The following is a 20,228-nucleotide window of genomic DNA, read 5'->3' as shown; positions in this document are numbered from 1 at the left end:
AATTTGGCGGAGAGATAGGGATTTGAACCCTAGATACGCTATTAACGTATGCCGGTTTTCAAGACCGGTGCTTTCAACCACTCAGCCATCTCTCCATGGGGTAGGATAATACTGAGGCGAGCTGCTGGTGTAAATAGGAAATGAATCGTTTGCTGTATTTTTGTGCTATTTCAGCGGCCAAGGAGAAAAATTTGCAGGATTTGGTGCCAAGCTGGTTGCGTCTTAGCACCACAAAGTAACATTAGTGAAACTAATTACTTGTAACGAACTACACCGCTCAAGGCGAGTTCTTTACCAAAACGGTTCAATTTTGCCATCATCTTCGCTTTGCGTTTGCTTGGCTTTACTGCGACTTGGTGTGCGACTGTTTGATCTAATGTGTTTACTGGTTTCATGGTTGCCTACTCTCGTTTGTGCCCGTGGTTGAAAACAAGGCTATTTTGCAACCGATTTGGTTAAAAATAAAACGATAAAAACTGGCCCATTCGAATTAATTTATCTAATGCGATTAATGTATTGTTAACTTTTTATCGAAACGTGAATTGCATGAATATGATATCAATGAATAGCCTTAGAGCCTTATTCATAGAGAGTTTTTGTCTTGAGTTGCGGATTTATATGACATAGTCTGCATATCTATTCACATGAATCAAATTTGTTATTAAGGTGGCTTTAGTGGCGCAAAAAGATGTCTGTCTGTTGTTATATCACCCTTTACAGGCTAATGCGGCTCTAAGAGCAACACGGACACAGCTCGAAAAGGTCAATCGGGAATATATTGACATGGCTACCAGTGGCGACTTTTTGGCTGATGTACACAGTTTGCGACACCACTTGTCGCGAGTGCATCGCGTTATTGTGCTGGGCGGCGATGGTACGCTGAATTTAGCTGTAAATGCACTCGCGCATACTGATGTTGAGCTGGCGCTGGTTCCATGTGGTAGTGGCAACGATTTTGCCCGCCAATGGCGTTGCTCACCACAGCAATGGATCGCGGCTGCGTTGAGTGAAAAAAGTACGCCAATTAACGTGGCTCAGGTGAATGAGCGCTATTTTATTAATATTGCTGGGGTTGGCTATGATGCCGAGGTTGTAAAGCATAGTGAGGCAAAAAGCGGACTCTTCGCGCATTTGAGTTATACCATCAAGGGATTGAGGCACTTATATCGCTATGTACCGCCAGTGGTTAATTTTACCATGGATGATAAAGCGCATAGGCGAGAGTCTTTGATGCTGTGTATTGCCAATGGGCAATTCTTTGGTGCAGGTATGCACATTGCCCCTCAAGCGCATATTCAAGGTGAGCAATTAAGTGGTATTCATGTTGGCAAAGCGTCGTTTTGGCAACAAGTGTATGCACTGCTTTTGAGCTATGCAGGCAAGCATGTCAACTTATCTCATATTGAGCAGTTTAGCGCGCACGAAGTGGTGGTGAGTACACCGAACATAGGCATAGAGGCGGATGGAGAATATGTTGGTCTATCTCCAGCCGCCTTTAAGTTACATAAACACGCGCTACGTTTTGTAATACCTAAAGTCAGCACGCCCTAAGGGGCGGTGGTTGCACGAGGTACCGCTCTGGTTGCTTTATAGCGTGCAAAAAATGCGGCTATTTCATCAAATGGCGTTAAGACTATGGCGTTTCCTAGTAACACCAATGCAAAGCCATATACTGTGTTAAGTTGCCATACGAACCCTTCAAATAGGGTGCTGAGTACGACTGCAACGAGCGGGAATAGGACAATCACATAGCTAGCCCTTTCTGGTCCTATGTTCTTCAACAAGACAAAATAACAAGCAAACGCTATCACTGTACCGAAGGTGCTTAAGTACAATAGTGATATCCAATAACTTGTTGGCGCGCTATCAAGGTTCCAGCTTACGCCGCTAAATAGTACAAACGCTAGCAAGCCCAATGTGCTGTAGAACATCCCCCAGGCATTGCCTTGTAAGATGCCAACGTGTGCGCGTGAGTTACGTACGCTGACCATATTGCCGATTGACGCAACCAAAGTACCACCTAGGCACAACAACAGACCAAGTAGTATCTCGTTGTTTAAATCCAATGTTGCAATGGCAGGCCAAAAAAGGATCACGATGCCACCAATACCCATTAGTGCGCCAAAGTAGATACGTTTTGCGATGGGCTTTTTGAAGAACAAGCGGGTATTGAGGATATTCATCAGCAACAAGGTGCTAAATGCAATAGAGCTCATTGCTGAGGTTAAATAATGTTGCGCCCAGTACAAAATGAGATAGTTCGCACCAAAGTTACACAAGGCTAACAGAGCAAAAAAGCCATGATCTTGAGCGCTATATTTCATTGGTAATCGCTTTACTAAAACAAATGCCCACATGATCAAAGCCGCTATCGCAAAACGCAGAAATAAAGACACTTGAACGTCGATATCCCCAAGTTGAAATTCAATGGCGAGCCATGTTGAACCCCAAATTAAGACAGTAAAAAAATAGAGTAAGGCATTTTTCATGGCGCTATTCCACATGTTTAAAGCTGGTATTCTACGACTATTTTGTATACTGTACATAAACAGAATTTAACTATTTATACCTATACAGATTGTTATGTCACGGATCGTCAACAAACAACGCGCAACCTACCTTTATCAGCAAGTAATTGATTTAATAAAAGATATGCAATTGCATGGAACGCTAAGTGCAGGAGAAAAGCTGCCATCTTTGCGCAATATGGCACAAAAACTTTCTGTCAGTATTCCTACTGTGCAGCAAGCTTACCAAGAACTGGAACGCCAAGGTGTGATCAGTGCCCGCGAAAAGTCGGGCTTTTACCTTAATGCGTTGGATAAGGCCTGCAGTCAGCCTCGGCGCACCTCAGTGACTAAGAGTCCGGTTGAAGTAAACAAGCAAGCCTTGATTGAGCAGGTGTTTGAGGGGTTGCATCGACCCGGTGTCGTGCCGCTAGGTATTGCTAATCCAGTTGCAGCCAGCCCCACTGATAAAGTGCTTAGTCGCACCATGCGCAAAGTAATGAATTTGGCAGGGCACAAAGCGATAAATTATGGCCCCTCCGACGGTTTTGGTGCCTTAAAAAAGCAGATCATTAATCGCTACTTGGATTGTGCCCTAGGCGTCAATAGTGACGAATTGATCATTACTAACGGTGCTCAAGAAGCGTTACATATTGCGATTCGTTGTGTGACTTCACCGGGCGATATCGTAGCTATCGAATCACCTTGCTACTTCGGCATTGTCGAAATGTTGGAAAGTTTAGGTGTAAAAGTGATTGAGATCCCATTGTGCCCGCAAGAAGGTATGTGTGTAGAGGACTTAGAGCGCGCATTCGCCCAACATGACATCAAAGCATGTATTGTATCCACGGCGATCAGCAATCCGCTCGGTTCAAGAATGAATGATGAGCGACGACAGCAATTAGTGCGGGTAATCGAAAGTCATGGAGCAGTACTCATTGAAGATGATGTATACGGTGAATTGGCGTATGAGAATCACGACCTTAAACCAGCTCAATATTACTCAAGTACGGGAAATGTGATTACCTGCTCTTCGTTTTCTAAAACGGCTGCTCCAAGTTACCGTATAGGTTGGCTTATCGCGAGCAAATATGCACCTAAGGCAAGGCGACTGAAGCGAGCAATGAGCTGCTCATCGTCGCTCATGAACCAATGGACATTAAGTGAATTTCTTAACAGCGGCGACTATGACAAAAATCTTAAAGTATTGCGCCAGCGCTTAGCACTTAACAAAGAGCGCATGAGGGCTTTGGTGCAAAAACATTTTCCTGAAGGTACACGCATGACTAATCCGCAGGGCGGTTGTGTGCTGTGGCTACAGTTACCTACACAGTTTGATGTGGTTGAGCTATTTCATGTTGCTTTGGATAACGGCATTAGTATCACGCCGGGTGCTATATTCAGTGCCACTGATAAATACCGCCAATGCATGCGGTTAAGCTTTGGTTTGGTTTGGAGTGATGAAGTAGAAAAGGCAGTAGCGCGGTTGGGCGCGCTCTGCCAGCAAGTGCGAAAGGGTAATTAGTTACTAAGCAGCTGATAGCTCTTAAGTTCAGGGATCATGGTGATCAGCTGTTGTTCTTGTGCGGCTAGCTCAGTGAAGGTAATGCATAGGGCGTCGGCACGCTTTTCAATGTTTGCAGCTTGCAGTTCAACACGCTGCTCAACTTGCTCACCAAGACGCTCCATACGTTGCTCGAATTCATCCATATCACCACCGGCACCAATCATTTGTGTGCCAAGTGATACGAGAATGCCACCGATAGATTGCAATACAGCTTGCTCCATGGCTTGTTCAAAGTCTTCATCGAACTGGTTTTCAATATCATTACCGAGTTGCTCAAAACTTTGTTTGCCCATAACAAAGGCGCCGTTTTGATAAAAAGTGTCTTCAATGTTTACACCAATTTGATCGACGAGCTCTGTTAGTGCGTCGTTGTGCTGAATGCCAAACGCTGCGCCAACTTCTTCAATGGCTACGCCCGCGATTTTCACGCCATCAAGGGCAATTTGAGCTACTTCCGGCATTTGCGTGCGCACACTATCAACGTAGTTTGCAACCGCTTCTTGTTGCTCTGAGGTCAGGTTCATTATTTCGCCATCAATTTCCAACTGACCATTTTCAAAGACTAGGTGCTGGTTATTGGCGTTGGTGATTTGTAGGCGTTGAGGCTCGATGCGAACGTCATTGGTAAATTCGATACTGCATTGTTCTGAGCCAAAAGAAATTGAATTATCATCTTTGGCAAATGCTGCGCCAGAAACACTCAATGCAGAGATAACAGCTAATGTGGTCGTTTTCATTGTTAAAATTCCTGTTGAAGTATTGACGAGCTAGACAATTCAATTTCGGTGCCAATTAATTTATTTGTTTTATTTCAGCGATTTATGATTTTTGTCGGGTAAGTGCAGTTTGTGAACTTAGTTAAATTAGCTAATATTTAGTCAAAATTTCACTTATTGGTTACGGCTGTCGTTGGGCTTTATATTCGTGGATATGTCCGAAAAGAAGATAAACGCTATCGTTTCATCGAAAAATTTTATGGAAACGATAAAAAGATCTCACTTTCAACATTTATCTTTAACAGCTATTAATTCACTCGATAGGGCGATGCCCTGTATTCGGTGCGCTACACCGTAGCTGCATTGATCTCTGTTTTGATTTATTGGAGTGTATTGTGGGTAAAACTTATTCCTATGATGCGTTTGAAGACGAGTTTGTTGAAGATGAATACGAAGCGATGGGACGCAATCAAAACGACCGTCGTAAGCGCAAAGTGAAAAAAAAGCTTGATGATTATTTAGAGCAGCGCAGGCTCAGAAAGAATCTCGGCGATGATGATTTTGACGACTATCTGAATGAAGAATAAAAAAGGGGCTTTATGCCCCTTTTTCCGTTAACGCAGCACGAAAAACACTGCCATAGCCAGTATGGTTGTGGCATAGATACTTTTTGTTTTATAAGCGGTAATAATCGCTATTGTTGCCGCTATGAGATAGGGATTGGTATAGCTGAGGTGCCATTGACCATCAGGCAACAATACAATAGGCACCCAAATAGCAGTGAGTACGGCTGGGGCGCTAAAACTTAAAAACCGCTGCAGCTTTGGGCCAACACTAAAGCCCAATGAGCGATGCAGAAATAGATAACGACTAGAGAAGGTAATGACGGCCATCATCAAAATGGTAGTGATCATGATGATGCACCTTTAGATAAAACGTAGCCGCAGCTCATTCCCAACAAAGCGCTGAACACCAGCCACATGTCTACCCCTAAAAACTTTAAGGTTGCGGCGCACACGCCCGAGACAATGACACACGCTAAGGTCGCTTTATTTTTAATGGATGGGATCACCAATGCAATGAAGGTGGTCGCAATGGCGAAGTCGAGACCTAAATCAGTTAAATCAGGCAACAGTGAACCTGCCACTATGCCTAGCAATGTCCAGATATTCCAAAAAACATAGAAGCTAAAGCCCGCGCTCAGTGCATAAATAAGGCGCGTTTTATTTTGGTACGCTTTGCGGTGGTGGGAAAAAGCAAAGAGTTCATCGGTAAGCACAAAGCTAACAGGGAGCCGCCACCTCAGCGGCTGTGCGATGACTTTTTGTCTTACCGCGAGGCCATATAAAAAATGCCGTGAGCTGATGATGAATGTGGTAATAGCAATGGTGAGCAATGGCGTGTTGTTGGCTATGAGTTCAATTGCTACCAGCTGTGCTGAACCTGCAAAAACCAGTAAGGACATAAGTTGGGCTTCGAGTGCGCTAAAGCCATTTTGCATCGCCAAAGAGCCACACAAAATACCCCAAGGTAATACGGCTAAATTGAGCGGCATCATATCGAGCTGTCCCTTTATAAACGCGGCGCGATGCAGCGTGCGTTGGTTCTTGCCATTATTATTGTGAGACATATAAAAACTGACCGCGTATATTTCGCTCTGTTCCCAGATTTTGGCATAATCAGTGGCGTTTAAAAAGAGACGGAGTGACTATGAAAGTTTGGGATGGGTTTGTACGGTTTTTTCATTGGGCGTTAGTGGCATGCCTAGCGGGGCTATATGTCTCTGCTGAGCAAGGGTTAATGGAGCTGCACTTTGTACTTGGCTATACAACCACCGCATTACTGGTTACACGGCTTGTTTGGGGCGTATTTGGTAGTGACACAGCGCGTTTATCGGCATTACTTAATGGTCCAAAAGCGGTGGTGCAGGCATTACGTTCGAGTGATGTGAACGCAGGTCATAATGCTGCTGGTGGTTATATGGTATTGCTGTTCTTTGTGCTTGTTTTAGTGCAGGTAACGACGGGATTTATGACTACCGACGATATCCTCACTGATGGACCGCTGGTGCAATATGTGCCTTACGCATGGGTAGAGTGGGCATCGTCTTGGCATAAACAGAATTTTGATCTGCTACTGATTGCTATCGGTCTGCATATTGCGGCGATTGTATTTTATGCTCTGCGCGGGAAGAAGCTGGTACCTGCCATGGTTACTGGGCGTAATAGCCAAATAAATCAAAAGGTTGTAATTAAACCAAGCTGGCCTGCATTTGTTATCTTTGTTGCTATTTTTGCACTCATTATGTTCACATGGGGCTATCAACCGTTCATCGCATTGTTTTAGCTCGTTTGTAAAGATTTGTTACAAATCTATAAGCTTATGATATTAATGCTTTTTAATTAGTTTTCATGGTGCTGAACGGTATTTAACTCCCTGTTTACATGTGTGTCATGTTGTCACGATTTTGTTTTTGTTTATAGTACACGTGGGATAAAACAAAAATGGAACAACTAGTTAGGAAGTGAAACATGAATAACAACAATATTCGTCTTAGCGCACTCGCGTTGGGCATCTCATCTGCATTGGTAAGCGCCCAAGCAGCCAGTGCAACCCTAGGTGAACAAACCAAACTATTCGACCCACAAAATAAGCCTCTAGTAGAAAGGCAAGTTGCTGAATTTAAAGAACAACAAAAGCAGGCTGAAGCCTGGCTCGTAGAGTTAAACGGCCAGCACCTATACAGCGTGAGCAAGCCTCAGCAGGCGGCTGCAAGTTCAGAAATTAATGATCTTCAGCAGCGCGTAATGAACGACATGCAAAACATGGACTTAAACGTTAATGTTTTGTTCCGTACTTCAAAGTTGGCTAATGCGCTTGTTGTTGATGGTGATGAAAATGAAATCCGTCAGCTTGAACAACACGAAGATGTGAAAGCCATCTACCCTGTGTACAACTACGAGCTAGGTGTTGCAGATAGTGCTGATTATGTAAAAGCGACGCCGTTGGTTGCTAATGGCATAGCAAGCGGAAGCGGCGTTAAAGTCGCCGTACTTGATACGGGTATTGACTACACTCACGCAGCGTTCGGTGGTGAGGGTACAGCCGCGGCTTATGCAGCAGCGATTGCTGATGAGTCTGTAACGTGGCCTCAAGGTATTGTGCAAGGTGGTTATGACTTCGTTAACATGGACCCAGATCCAATTGATAACGGCACAAGCCACGGCACGCACGTATCTCACTCTGTATCTGGTATCGCACCTGATGTGGACCTCTACGTGTACTCTGTATGTGCGCAATTCTGTTCAGGTGCTGCGCAATTAAGTGCGCTTGAGGCGGCCATGGACCCTAATGGCGATTTAGATATTTCTGATCGCGTAGATGTAGTGAATATGTCTCTTGGTGGAGACTATGGCGATATCGCAGAAACTGCGGTAGGTCTATTTATCAACCGTGCTGTTGCGCTTGGCACAAACCTCGTGATCTCTGCGGGTAATGACAACGACATTCCTTTTATCGTTGGTGGTCCAAGTACCACTGAGCATGCTTTATCTGTTGGCGCAATGACTCACCCAACCGATGAAGTATTAAACGCGACTGGTACTGTAAACTCAGAAGAGGCAACTTTCCAAGCGGCGAGCTTTGGCCCAATGGACGCGTTCAGCTTTAACAGCGATGACACAGAAGTGGTTTATCCAGATGCAAACCAAACAGCGTGTGCTGCGTTTGCTGATGGCATCGACTTTACCGGTAAAGCAGTAATTATTGACCGTGGCGGCTGTGCATTCACCCAAAAAGTACTTGCAGCGCAAGACAAGGGCGCGGCATTTGTGATCATTGCTAATAACAATGACGATGGCACACCAGCACCTATGGGCGGTTTTGACAGTAATGTAACCATTCCATCTGTGGGCGTCAGCTACGCAACGGGCATGCAGATTAAAGACGGTGCGAGCTTCAGTGTGAGCATTGAGCCGGTTGTAACATCTGGTGCGGTAGCAGGCTTCTCTTCACGAGGCCCTTCTGTAAGTGGCCTTCTTAAGCCTGAAATCACAGCTCCGGGTGTGAACATTATGACGGCTTCACCGGGTACCGGAACTGCTTTAACCGGTGCATCAGGGACTTCTTTCTCTGGCCCTATTACAGCAGGTGCGATGAGTATTCTAAAAGAGGCATTGCCAGAGCGTAACGCGCTTGAGCTAAAAGCCACTATCATGAATGCGGCAAACCTAGACGTTACTTTGACTCCGCGCGCATTGGATGAAAATGCAGAGCTTGCACCAATCAGCTTGATTGGCTCGGGTCTAGTGGATGTAGAAAAAGCGGCTAACTTACCTGTTGCTGCATGGGCGAAAGACACGCGCCAAGCTGCATTATCATTCGGTTTGCAGAGCCTAAGTGAAGTGACCACCATGACTAAAACAGTGCAGGTGAAAAACTTCTCTAACTCAGCGAAAACATATGATTTGGCATGGCAGCACCGCTTTGATGATGATGCCGAATCAGGGGCTATTTCAGCGCAATTCCCATCGTCAGTGACCGTTCCTGCAGGCCAAACAATTGAGTTTGACGTGACAGTAACCATCGACCCGGCTAATTTGCCGCAGTGGCAAGTTGACTTCAGCAATTCGTGGTCGAGCGATGCGGGTGCATTACTAACAAGCTCTGAGCTTGATGGCGCGCTTGTATTCAACGAAGGCGGTGAGCATGCATTGCATATGGTTTATCATGTATTACCGCGTGCTGCTGCAAAGCCTGTATTCGGCGCCGAGAAAACAGAAGACGGCGTGGTTTACACCGTAACAAACGAAGGCGCAACTGACTTTGTTCCTGTGATTGTTGAAAACACAGCAACAGATGAAGCTGGTGATGCTGAGCGTCTGGATATTGTGGCGGGTAGTGTGGAGACACTACAAGTACCCACATCATTCTGTGGCTCTGGCTATGGTGTATTCACGACGATTGTCTTAAACCAAGCAATTACTTCGAACTTTATCGGTAACTTTGCGGCGGATTATGACTTAGACAGTGATGGCCAATGGGATGCACGCTCGCACTCTCTGAGCTATCGTTCATTTGCAGGTAGTGGTGTTCCTCCATACCCAGTAACTTACTCAGTGCCAGCAAACACATTGAATAATTTATACTTTGATGCCGGCACTAACTTTGTAACTCTACAAAACTGTATTGAGGACTTCGGTCTTGCCGCTTCAGATTTAGGTGCAGTGAATGCAACTGTGCGCTTCCGTGTGGGTGAAGGTTATTACGATAGCACTGGCATGGGTGCAGTTGATAGCGCGACCGGTAGCTATGACTTCAGTCCTGCGCGTATCGTCGCAATGGCTGTTGATGCCCAAGGTGATGAAGTAACTAGCCTAGCGCCAGGTGAGAGCGCGCAATTCTTGTTTGCTGATGCGAACTTTACAGTATTGTCTACATCTGGCTCTGCTGCGGTAGTGACAAACCCTCGTGAGGACATGACTGTAGCACCAAGCCTAGCTGACGCTGAGTTCTCAGTTGATGAGAATACAGCAAATGGTACGGTGATTGGTTCACTAGCAGCCATGCGAAATGCGCCGCTAGCAGGAGCTATTTCAGAGTTCATCGTGACAAGCTCGACATCTACAGCGATTAGCATCAGCGATAATGGTGATGTGGTAGTTGCTAATTCAGAGCAGTTAGATTTTGATAATGGCTTAGAGCAAGTTGACTTCACCGTTGTTGCAACTGACTCAACAGGTAACATCTCAAATGAAGCGCATGTTGTTGTTAAAGTGAATAACCTGCGTGATGAGGCGTCTGAACAGCCACAACCTATCGTGTCACCTAAGAATGATCTTAGCTCAGGCACATGGGGTTGGTTCACATTGTTACTCGCACCAGCATTATGGCTACGTCGCCGTAAGGGCTAATATATCTAGTTGGAAATACAAACGGCGCTAAATAGCGCCGTTTTTTATTGCAGGTGTGTTTGCCTGTTAGTCTTTAAATGACTTGTGGCAGTCTTTACAGCCTTTCGCCCAGTTTTGAAATGCCGGGACGATCTGTTCTTTGTCACCCGTTTGTGCTGCAACGGCGAGCTCTTGTGCGTATTGTGCAAAAGCATTTGCCTTGGCATCAAATGTTGCTCGGTCTTCCCAAATTGCAGGGAGTGCTGCGGTATCACCTTGATCAGTACCTGCTACGAATGCTTCCCACGGCATTTGCGACAATGCTGCGGCATTATTTGCACGTTGCGCGAAGCGCTCAGCATCGAAAGGTACTTTACCTTTGAGCATGTCGCCCATATCCCCGATTTGTACGCGAATAATTGAAAAAGCAGATTGGCGATAATCGATTGCGTCCTCTGGTTTTTCAAACACTGAGTCTGCAAGAACTGTTGATGAAGCAGCGCTTAGTGCCACTGCTGTAATGATTGCGTGAAGTTTCATTCCATTTGCCCTTTATTATTAATGTATGCCCTTTTTACCTAAGCGGCATTGTGAAAACAAGCTAATACAGATGAACAGGCTATTCGCCTACGTCTACATCAGCAAAGATCATCCCTCTGCGCATGCTGCGTGTTGCCAAGAATACCTCGGCTAGCAACGAGATAAATGCCAATATTAGCAACAACATGGCTATCATAAAGCACACAGCGATGGCAGTACCTAAGTTAATCGACTGGATGTTCGCCATAAACAGCAACATTACTACGGCGCTCACGAGGGTTGCGCTCAGTACGCTCAAACTAAAAGCGATATGAATACAACGAGCACGCTTTAACAGCGCTCGCAGTTCGGTCGTTAAAGAGTGATTCAGCTCATCATCAGTACTGACTTTGAGTTTGCGCTCCAAGGTGCGAGCTCGGTCTGTCACGCGCGCGAGTCGATTAGACAGAACGCCCAAAGTAGCTGCGATGCCAGTAATAAGAAATACAGGCGCAACGGCTGTTTGTATTACTTTTGCCATAGTAAGAATGTTGACAACGTCAGTGCTCACAAAGGCTCCTTATCTAATGAGTGGATGCTTAAGTGTATCGCTAAGGTGATGACTCGCATAGGAATGTTTGATGCGAATGCTAGACAAATGATTCTAAAGCGGTAATCCTGAAAGCTCGATTAATTTTTAAAGGAATTAGCATGGAACCGGTACTACCCGAGAATAATAATAAACAAGGTGATGAAAACACCATGGCGATGTTGTGCCACCTGTCTGCCTTGGCTGGTTTTATTGTGCCCCTAGGAGCTGTATTAGGCCCGCTTATTGTGTGGTTGGTCAAAAAAGACGAAATGCCCATTGTGGACCGTCACGGGCGTGACTCTTTGAACTTTCAGTTGACCATGCTCATTGCGTATGTGGTGAGCTTTATTTTAGTGTTTGTGGTGATCGGCGTTATTTTGCTGCCTATTGTGGCGTTATTTTCGTTGATTATGGTGGTCATTGCGTCGATTAAGGCTTATGAAGGAAAAGAGTTTTCTTATCCTCTGAGTATAAAATTTCTGTAAAATAGCGACGTTTTGAAAAGTGTATAAGGTGAATGTTCTACCATGGCATATTGGAGCTTATTGTTAAGCGCATTCATCTCTGCAACCTTATTTCCGAGTTCTTCGGAGGTGGTGCTAAGTACCCTGATTGTCACTGGGGAATATTCTTTGTGGCTACTGTGGCTCAGCGCCACTGTTGGCAATGTCTTAGGTAGTTGCGTGAATTATGTGTTGGGCACTCAGGTCACGCGCTTTGCCGATAGAAAATGGTTTCCGGTTTCGCCCAAAGCACTGCACAAAGCGCAGCAGCAGTTCAACCGCTATGGCGTTTACAGCCTGTTGTTTGCATGGTTGCCAGTGGTGGGCGATCCACTAACCTTAATAGGCGGGGTATTTCGGGTGCGTTTTACCTTGTTCTTGGTGTTAGTGACCATAGGCAAGGGGTTGCGATACGCTGTCGTCATTGCCATGGCTTTGGGATTAGAGGCGCTACTTGCGTAGCGCCAGAGCATTATTCTGGGCGATGCCAATCGAGTGTTAACGACACCGAGTCTGCAAAGCGTAACGCATGTGGTTTATCAACACGCACCTTAGCATAGTGCACGCTTGGGTGGGTGTGACACAGCGCTAAAATTTCAGCCACGAGCTTTTCGAGCAACAAAAACTGCCCTTGCTCAACAAGGCTGATAACCGCTTTGGTTACGGTTTTATAATTCAGCGCTTCGTTTACAGCATCTTGTTCACAGGCTTTGTCTGCTGGGTAGTGAATCTCAATATTGATCACCACATCCTGCTTTTTTTCACGCTCCTCGGGGTTAAACCCGATAAATGTACGCAAGCGTAAATTGGTGACATTAATGATGGCATTGGTCATCGGCTTCCCTTAATTTTTGACTAGCTGCAAGAACTCATTTCGGGTTTTTGAATCAGTGCGGAAGTTGCCTAACATGACCGACGTGCGCATTTTGGAGTTTTGCTTTTCAACTCCACGCATCATCATACACATGTGTTTGGCTTCAACAATTACACCAACACCTTTGGCACCTGTGACTTGTTCAACCGCATGCGCTATTTGGTGCGTCAGTTGTTCTTGAATTTGGAAGCGGCGAGCGTACATATCCACGATGCGAGCAAACTTAGACAAACCCAGCACTTTTCCATTTGGAATGTAGGCGATATGTGCTCTACCTACAAAAGGCAGTAGGTGATGTTCACACATTGAGTAAAGCTCAATATCTTGAATCAATACCATGTCGTCAGCGTCTGAGGTAAACACCGCATTATTGGTGATCTCGTCCAGTGTTTGGCGATAGCCTTTGGTGAGATATTCCATGGCTTTGGCTGCGCGCTTTGGCGTATCAAGCAAGCCCTCGCGTTGCGGGTCTTCGCCAACGGCTGAAATGATTTCTTTGTAACTATTTTTCAATTCGTCGTGCATAGTGTTCTCGTTTATTTTAAATGACGGCCGCCATCAACAGCGAGGCTGCGTCCAGTGATGTAGTTGCTGTTAAGTAACAACTCAACGGCGGCGATAATTTCTTGGCAACCAGGCTCTATCCCCATGAGTGATTTGCGCAGCGTTTTTTCTCTGTAGCTGGCATCATCATCATCATTGAAGATAATCAAAGACGGTGCAATTGCATTGACTTTTACATGGGGAGCCCATTTCGCTGCGAATGATTTGGTAAAGTTATCTAATGCTGCTTTAGAGGCTGCATATGCCAAATGTTTGGGGCTGCCCTTTTCTACTACGTAATCAGTGAGATGGATCACATCAGCGGGGCCATCTTCAAGGTGTAACATGTCTTCGCAGTATTGATTGATTAAATAGGGCACTTTGGCATGGATACGCATCATGTTGTCGAATAACTGCGCGTAGTCACGGTTATTAGCCTCGCAATCCCAGCTTGACGCATTGTGAATAATTGCTCTGAGCTTAGGGGTGCACTGCTTGAGCTCATCGATAAATGCTTTGATGCTCTGATCACTATCGAAGTGCGCTTCAATACACGTGACACCCATACTCGCTAACTCGTCCACGGCGCTGTGGCGAGTGCGGTAGGTAATGATGACCTCATGGTCTAGATTGGCGAAGTGTTTTGCTAGGGCAAGCCCTATGCGCTGGCCTGCTCCGGTTATCAATATAGGAAAGGACATAACTTCCTGTTAGTTAGGCTAATTAACACTAACTATAAACAAATGATGAAAGGATTGCAGTGTTTACGCAGATAAATACACGGAGGATCAGTGCGAGGGTAACAATATTAAGGGTAACGCCGTGCAAGTGAAGCTGGCGTTGCCCTTAATATGAGGTGAGGTTTAGTCGTAGATAGTTGGGATTGGCTTACGCTTGTGCTGTGTGCGTAAATAAATGCCAATGATTTTATCTTCAACGTCTTGGCTGAGAGTTTTGCCCTCTAAGAAGTCATCTATTTGGTCATAGCTCAGCCCCAGTGCATCTTCATCAGCAAGACCTGGGCGGTCACACTCTAAGTCGGCAGTAGGCGTTTTTTGCACCAGTGTTTGCGGAGCGCCCAGCGCCTTAGCAAGCGCGCGTACTTGGCGCTTTGATAAACCAAATAATGGGGCCAGATCGCACGCACCGTCACCAAATTTTGTGTAGAAGCCAGTGATATTCTCAGCACTGTGGTCGGTACCAACAACTAAACCTTGAGTGAGGCCAGCAATTTCATATTGGGCAATCATGCGTTGACGAGCCTTTACATTGCCTTTGACGAAATCGACTTGAGCTTGCGCAGGCAACGCTAATTGAGTTTCTGCAAGGCCCATCAACACTTGTTCGTGCATGTGATCGGCAGCGGGTTTAATGTTTACGGTTACACGTTGACTTGGTTTGATAAAGTCTAGCGCAAGCTGGGCTTCGTCTTCATCCGCTTGCACACCATAGGGCAAACGAACTGCAATAAATTGATACTGCTGGGTGTCATGCTCAGCATTGAGTTCATCAACAGCCAATTGACATAAACGACCACACGTGGAGGAATCTACACCACCACTGATCCCCAATACTAAAGAGTGGCAATGCGCTTGCTGCAGTGTATGTTTGATAAATGCCACACGGCGCGCAATTTCATGGTCGATATCAATAGTTGGTTGCACCTTCATTTCGGCAACGATGTCGGCTCGCATAACTCCCCCATTTGAGTCAGATAGTAAGCGGATATTATGAAAGCATTTAGGGCAAAGTTAAAGCGCCACGGCGACTTTTAATGTATTTACGCTGTGCCCCATTGAATGAGCTTGTCGATGAGGCTATCGGGAGTCAGCGGTTTGGTCAGGTAATCATTCATACCGGCACTTAAACACTTTTCCTTGTCTCCATCCATGGCGTTGGCAGTGAGGGCAATGATCACCACTGAGCGATAATAATCTCCCGCAGCCCCTGCGCGGATTTGTTGTGATGCTTGATAACCATCCAGCACCGGCATTTGGCAGTCCATCAAAATTACATCAAAAAGCTCATGCTCAGGGTCATTAAGGATGTCTATCGCTTCTTGACCATTGTTGGCTACCACATACTGACAATGCTGTTTGTCGAGCAGGGACGTCGCCACTATTTGGTTGATCTTGTTGTCCTCAACAAGCAAACAACGGACTTCAGACAAGGGGTGGTGAGTGGTTATAGGACGCTCGTCATTACGCGGTGAGCGGTTGTAAATATCGTAAGCAGTGAGTGGGAAAAAGGCCAAGCGATAATGACTAAAGTTGATTTGTTCGTTCACCTGCTTTGCCTGTTCAAAGTGTGTAACGACCAGCACCTCGCTTTGTGGGTGAAGTTGCTTTTGCAATTCATTCAGTAGCGACTTGTCATCTGCCAAAAGTGTATCTGTATCGATAATCAGGTGGATGGGTTCGCTCGTTTGCAACTTATCCAATAAGGCTTGCGGTTGCTCGAATACAAAAGGAGTGGCTCCCATGGCCTGGCAATGTTCAAAAGTGAGCTGTGCTTGAGCTTGATTCTGGCCAATAATATACACCTGTTGGTTTGCCAGCACTGCACTCATGGGTGAGTCATGTTCAATGCTCAGATTTATCATAAAGGTAAAAGTACTGCCTTTACCTAGCTCACTTTCAACCCAAACACTGCCCCCCATCAATTCACAAAGCTGCTTGACGATTGCCAGACCCAAACCTGTACCACCGTATTTTCGAGTGGTGGAACTATCGGCTTGGGTGAATGCTTCAAACAGCTGCTGTTGTGCTTCGTCGCTGATACCTATGCCTGAGTCTTGAATACTGCACGTGAAGTGCCCTTGAGCACTTAATTTTGCGCGTACGGTGATGCTGCCATTTTCAGTGAATTTAATAGCATTACCAAGCAAGTTGGCGACAATTTGCCTAATTCTATTGGGATCGCCAAATACTTTTTGCATGTCGATTGCTTGGGTATCGAGTAACAGTAGGTTGCCTTTTTGCTGCGCTTTGAGTGCCATTGACTCCACCGCTTGGCTAAGCAAGTGGTGAATATCAAATTCAATGTGCTCAAGCGTTACCTTACCAGCCTCTCCTTTGGAGAAGTCTAGTATGTCATTAATAATACTCAGTAAGGCAGTTGCTGATGAGCGAGCTAGCTCTAGCTGATGTTGCTGTGTATCGTTAAGTTCGCTGTGGCTGAGCAGCTCCATCATCCCGAGTACACCATTCATTGGCGTGCGTATTTCGTGACTCATGCTGGCAAGGAATTCACTTTTTACTTTGGCCGCATACTCGGCATCATCTTTTGCTTTGCGCAGTGCCACTTCGGTAAGTTGGCGCTCATGGTTTGCAAATACACCACCAACAATACTGGCTATTGCCAGCATGAAGTTTTCGTCACTCTCACTCCACATGCGCGGTTCGTTACAGTTTTCAGCGCTTACCACACCAATAATGCCGTCGCGCCCAGGGATACCGCAATCGAGCATGGCGTGCACATTAGTAGGAATAATGTAGTCGTCTCTGAGTTCAACAGTGACAGCATCCTCTTGTGCATGAGAAATATTGAGAACAGCGCGTTTTTTAATGGCGTTGAAGTAAGTGGGGTAATTGTTTGCGTCAAAGGTGGTGCCATCGCTGTGGCTGTTAGTATTAAAATCAAATAAAGACAACAAGGTGAGCTCGCTGGCGTCATCGCCAAATAACCAAATCGCAGCTCTATCTACACGCAAGGTTTTACATACTACTTGGGTGATGAGGTGGCGTGCTTTTGCTAAATCACCGGTAATGACCGCTTCATTAAGAGATAATGCCGCCAATGCGCTGTTCCTCTGCGCCATGTAGAATTGCGCCAGTTGCCCACGCTTTTCATCGTCTATATCTTGAATGGAGCCAAAAATGCGTACGCATTCGGAGTCCATAAACTGAGCCTCACCTCTTACTCTGACCCATTTCACCCCCGCGTCCGAGGTTTTTATTTGTAGCTCTGAGTCAAATTCAGTGCGATTTTCAATGGCTTTGTGAATCAAGGTGCTGATTTGCGCTTGGGATGCGGGTGTATACAAGTCGAACAGGTTGTCAGCAGTCACGTTATAGTCTTGGCCAACACCGTGTATTTCTCTACCCACGGCAGACCAAAATGCGGTGTTATTGCGCATGTTCAGCTCCCATGCACCGATGTTAGCTTGCTGGCTCATAGCCTCTAGCATATGCTTGTGATTTATAAGCTGTTCACTGATTTGTTGTTGCTGGGTAATATCGCTGGCAACGAGGTAAATCTTCTCACGGTTAGGGTCTAGTGCGAGGTTAAATAGGCACAATATGAGCTGGCCATCACATTTTCTTAGGCGTCCTTTGAATTCGACTTCTGTGTATTGCTGCCCAAGGCCTTCAAGGTGCGCGCTGAGGGCATCTTTGTCTCGCTTGTGTACTAAATTGAGCAGTGGGTTATCAAGCACCTCTTCTTTTTCGTAGCCCAAGCATTTGAACATACTATTATTGATACGTTCAATTGCCCCTGTTGCATTTAAAATGGCCATGAAGTTCGCGTTTAGCTCAAAGAAGCTCTCGGTTTCTTGTTTGGCTTGGATCAGCGCCAATTCGGTCGCTTTTTTGGCGCTAATATCAATGTGAGTGCCTATCATGCGCAGCGCATTGCCATTGTCATCCCATTCAATCACTCGCCCCGTGTCTAACACCCAGACCCAATGACCGTGCTTATGCATCAGGCGAGACTCACAAATAAACAGAGACTCTTCACCATGCCAGTGTTTTTGCAGGTGAATTTGACACACTTTAGCGTCGTCAGGATGCATGTATTGTTGCCAAGCGCGGAAGCTAAAAGGTTGAATGTCAGCTAACTCATAGCCAATGATTTCGGCCCAGCGCTCATTGACTTTGATTTCGTCTCGTTGAATGTGCCAGTCCCAAATAGCAACGCCTATGGTGTCGTTTACCAAGGAGAGTCGCTGTGACTTCTCCATCAGTGAGGCTTCTGTGGCTTTTTTCTCTTGGAGATCTTCTACCAAAAGCCAAAAGTAACGGCGATTAGACGATTTATTAAATCGCACACCCGATATTTGCACTGCATGGCCAGTGCGCATTCGCCACGCGCCCTCTTGTGGAGTGAGGCGCTCACCATGTTTGAGACTCTCAATAACCAATTTTTCGCCGGAATTAAGTACAAATGTTTGGTGTATTTTTTGGTTTTGTAATTGTTCTAAGGAGATATCTACACTGCCTAGTAAGGCTGAGTTGGCATGAATAAACTGGCCACTTTTCGCATCACATAAGGCGATCCCCAATGGCGATAAATCATAGAGTGCTTGCAATCGATCTTCATTAACAAGCAATTGCTCGAGTAAGCGCTTAACCCAAAACAAAAATAAAATAATCAAGCACGCCGAACCTATAGTGGCAATGCGTGAATAAAAGTAGTGATGTTGTGGTGGTTGCCACCCTTGCTTGGGGATAACCGCTAACTGCCACTCTTGAGAGGGCACCGTAACAGACAGAGATTGTGCATCGTTAGACAGAGCAGCATCATTACCGAATAATAACTGCTTTGTACCGTCGCTGAGGGTGCGATAAAGCGCCGCGTTGTACTTTTTAGATAGCTTAAGTAAACCGCTGTTTTTAAATACTTTATCGGCATCGAGGACAACAGATATCACCCCCCAAAAAGGCTTTTTCTGATCGTCTATATACACAGGAAGGCGGGCAATAATGCCTTTGCCGCCTTGTATTAAATTTACGGGGCCAATAATACTTATTTCGCCAGTTAATTTAGATTGCTGTATTAGCTCTTTATCGACTTCGCTGGTTGTAAAATCTAAGCCTAGGGCACCTTGATTGCCTTGCAAAGGGTAAATCATGGTGATCACCAAATCCGGTGCTAGGCCTATATTACGAAGTTCGTTGGAGCTTGAAAAAAGGCTGCGCGCGATAGATGAAAACTGGTCTTGGTTTAAATCAGGTTGGGCAGCGATGGCTGGAATTAATCCTCTCACCAACTGCACATTGGCAGTCATTAATGCTTGTAATTGAGCGCGATATTGCTGTGCTTCTGTGGTGACATCTTGACGATACTTTTGCGTAGCTTGTTGATAAATGACTTGATCGATAGCCACGGAAATACCTATGGTGACCAGCACCAAGGAATAGAAGATGATAGCGTAAATACCTTGTCGCGGTGTCGCACTCATTAATTAGTTTTTTAATAATCCTAGCTTTCTAAAATATAGTGTACGGTTCTTTGTTGTCTACTCGTGCCAACATATAACTTGCTGATTTCTTCATGCATTTATACCCAAGAAGATGCCAATTAGTGATGGGCACGCAAACCTATTTGTACCTTAAATGGGTGTTGCTTGCGATAGCTTTTTCAAATCATAAATCACAGTTCAATCATCTAGCGATGCTGCAATTTCTTATAATTCACTGTAAATTAAAGTAAAAATATCAATGTTTCGCGTGAGCACATGAAAATGTCATACACTGCGGGGCACAATAACAACAATATATATGATGGGTATGA

General features: G+C 45.5%; 19 protein-coding genes and 1 tRNA gene. 7 read left to right on the top strand and 13 right to left on the bottom strand.

Annotated elements, in window-relative coordinates:
- Positions 1–4: 4 nt before the first annotated feature.
- Together AAEU32_RS10485 and AAEU32_RS10480 are read right to left on the bottom strand one after the other, a co-directional pair.
- Positions 5–95, bottom strand: a tRNA-Ser gene (locus tag AAEU32_RS10485).
- 159 nt (positions 96–254) lie between these two features.
- Entirely contained in the window at positions 255–395 is a 141-nt protein-coding gene (locus AAEU32_RS10480; protein WP_421970472.1) for a hypothetical protein, read from the bottom strand.
- Positions 396–675: 280 nt separating this feature from the next.
- Between AAEU32_RS10480 and AAEU32_RS10475 the strand changes: the two genes are divergently transcribed.
- Positions 676–1,551, top strand: coding sequence for a diacylglycerol/lipid kinase family protein (locus tag AAEU32_RS10475; protein WP_421970471.1), 876 nt, complete (start codon positions 676–678; stop codon positions 1,549–1,551).
- Here the strand turns inward: AAEU32_RS10475 and AAEU32_RS10470 are convergent.
- A complete protein-coding gene (locus AAEU32_RS10470) occupies positions 1,548–2,489 on the bottom strand; it encodes a DMT family transporter (RefSeq protein ID WP_421970470.1) in 942 nt (313 codons plus the stop codon). The genes AAEU32_RS10475 and AAEU32_RS10470 overlap by 4 nt on opposite strands.
- Before the next feature lie 94 nt (positions 2,490–2,583).
- Here AAEU32_RS10470 and AAEU32_RS10465 point away from each other — a divergent pair, with 94 nt between their 5' ends.
- Positions 2,584–4,032 carry an aminotransferase-like domain-containing protein gene (locus AAEU32_RS10465; RefSeq protein ID WP_421970469.1) on the top strand — a complete coding sequence of 483 codons (1,449 nt, stop codon included), beginning with the start codon at positions 2,584–2,586 and terminating at the stop codon, positions 4,030–4,032.
- Here the strand turns inward: AAEU32_RS10465 and AAEU32_RS10460 are convergent.
- Positions 4,029–4,811 (bottom strand): YggN family protein, encoded by a 783-nt coding sequence (locus tag AAEU32_RS10460; RefSeq protein ID WP_421970468.1) that lies wholly within the window; start codon positions 4,809–4,811, stop codon positions 4,029–4,031. The genes AAEU32_RS10465 and AAEU32_RS10460 overlap by 4 nt on opposite strands.
- A 374-nt stretch (positions 4,812–5,185) precedes the next feature.
- Here AAEU32_RS10460 and AAEU32_RS10455 point away from each other — a divergent pair, with 374 nt between their 5' ends.
- Complete coding sequence (locus AAEU32_RS10455) at positions 5,186–5,377, top strand: PA3496 family putative envelope integrity protein (RefSeq protein WP_421970467.1); 192 nt, start codon at positions 5,186–5,188, stop codon at positions 5,375–5,377.
- Between the two features lie 27 nt (positions 5,378–5,404).
- On the opposite strand, the gene AAEU32_RS10450 is transcribed toward AAEU32_RS10455, so the two are convergent.
- Both AAEU32_RS10450 and AAEU32_RS10445 read right to left on the bottom strand, forming a co-directional pair.
- The gene (locus tag AAEU32_RS10450) at positions 5,405–5,704 is read right to left on the bottom strand and encodes an AzlD domain-containing protein (protein WP_421970466.1); all 300 of its coding nucleotides are present in this window, start codon (positions 5,702–5,704) and stop codon (positions 5,405–5,407) included.
- Positions 5,701–6,420, bottom strand: coding sequence for an AzlC family ABC transporter permease (locus AAEU32_RS10445; protein ID WP_421970465.1), 720 nt, complete (start codon positions 6,418–6,420; stop codon positions 5,701–5,703). The genes AAEU32_RS10450 and AAEU32_RS10445 overlap by 4 nt, the downstream gene beginning before the upstream one ends.
- 80 nt (positions 6,421–6,500) lie before the next feature.
- Between AAEU32_RS10445 and AAEU32_RS10440 the strand changes: the two genes are divergently transcribed.
- A complete protein-coding gene (locus tag AAEU32_RS10440; RefSeq protein WP_421970464.1) occupies positions 6,501–7,136 on the top strand; it encodes a cytochrome b/b6 domain-containing protein in 636 nt (211 codons plus the stop codon).
- 185 nt (positions 7,137–7,321) lie between these two features.
- A complete protein-coding gene (locus AAEU32_RS10435; RefSeq protein ID WP_421970463.1) occupies positions 7,322–10,702 on the top strand; it encodes a S8 family serine peptidase in 3,381 nt (1,126 codons plus the stop codon).
- Positions 10,703–10,768: 66 nt separating this feature from the next.
- Here AAEU32_RS10435 and AAEU32_RS10430 read toward each other — a convergent pair whose 3' ends face one another.
- Both AAEU32_RS10430 and AAEU32_RS10425 read right to left on the bottom strand, forming a co-directional pair.
- A complete protein-coding gene (locus AAEU32_RS10430) occupies positions 10,769–11,221 on the bottom strand; it encodes a c-type cytochrome (RefSeq protein WP_421970462.1) in 453 nt (150 codons plus the stop codon).
- Positions 11,222–11,300: 79 nt separating this feature from the next.
- Positions 11,301–11,771 carry a DUF2721 domain-containing protein gene (locus AAEU32_RS10425; RefSeq protein WP_421970461.1) on the bottom strand — a complete coding sequence of 157 codons (471 nt, stop codon included), beginning with the start codon at positions 11,769–11,771 and terminating at the stop codon, positions 11,301–11,303.
- A gap of 140 nt (positions 11,772–11,911) precedes the next feature.
- Here AAEU32_RS10425 and AAEU32_RS10420 point away from each other — a divergent pair, with 140 nt between their 5' ends.
- On the top strand, positions 11,912–12,277 hold the full coding sequence (locus AAEU32_RS10420) for a DUF4870 domain-containing protein (RefSeq protein ID WP_421970460.1): 366 nt from the start codon (positions 11,912–11,914) through the stop codon (positions 12,275–12,277).
- A 42-nt stretch (positions 12,278–12,319) separates the two neighbouring features.
- Positions 12,320–12,757 (top strand): YqaA family protein, encoded by a 438-nt coding sequence (locus tag AAEU32_RS10415; protein ID WP_421970459.1) that lies wholly within the window; start codon positions 12,320–12,322, stop codon positions 12,755–12,757.
- A gap of 10 nt (positions 12,758–12,767) precedes the next feature.
- Here AAEU32_RS10415 and folX read toward each other — a convergent pair whose 3' ends face one another.
- From folX to AAEU32_RS10390, 5 genes are all read right to left on the bottom strand, one after another.
- Entirely contained in the window at positions 12,768–13,130 is a 363-nt protein-coding gene (gene folX, locus AAEU32_RS10410; protein WP_421970458.1) for a dihydroneopterin triphosphate 2'-epimerase, read from the bottom strand.
- A gap of 9 nt (positions 13,131–13,139) precedes the next feature.
- Positions 13,140–13,694 carry a GTP cyclohydrolase I FolE gene (folE, locus tag AAEU32_RS10405; protein ID WP_421970457.1) on the bottom strand — a complete coding sequence of 185 codons (555 nt, stop codon included), beginning with the start codon at positions 13,692–13,694 and terminating at the stop codon, positions 13,140–13,142.
- 11 nt (positions 13,695–13,705) lie between these two features.
- Complete coding sequence (folM, locus tag AAEU32_RS10400) at positions 13,706–14,413, bottom strand: dihydromonapterin reductase (protein ID WP_421970456.1); 708 nt, start codon at positions 14,411–14,413, stop codon at positions 13,706–13,708.
- Positions 14,414–14,575: 162 nt separating this feature from the next.
- Positions 14,576–15,406 carry an NAD(+) synthase gene (gene nadE, locus AAEU32_RS10395; protein WP_421970455.1) on the bottom strand — a complete coding sequence of 277 codons (831 nt, stop codon included), beginning with the start codon at positions 15,404–15,406 and terminating at the stop codon, positions 14,576–14,578.
- An 86-nt stretch (positions 15,407–15,492) separates the two neighbouring features.
- Complete coding sequence (locus AAEU32_RS10390) at positions 15,493–19,896, bottom strand: ATP-binding protein (protein ID WP_421970454.1); 4,404 nt, start codon at positions 19,894–19,896, stop codon at positions 15,493–15,495.
- Positions 19,897–20,228 lie beyond the last annotated feature (332 nt).

It is taken from the genome of Pseudoalteromonas maris (genome assembly GCF_049257235.1).
Taxonomy (GTDB): Bacteria; Pseudomonadota; Gammaproteobacteria; order Enterobacterales; family Alteromonadaceae; genus Pseudoalteromonas.
The sequence above is the reverse complement of the archived record's forward strand: the minus strand, read 5'-3'. Positions and strand labels throughout refer to the sequence as shown.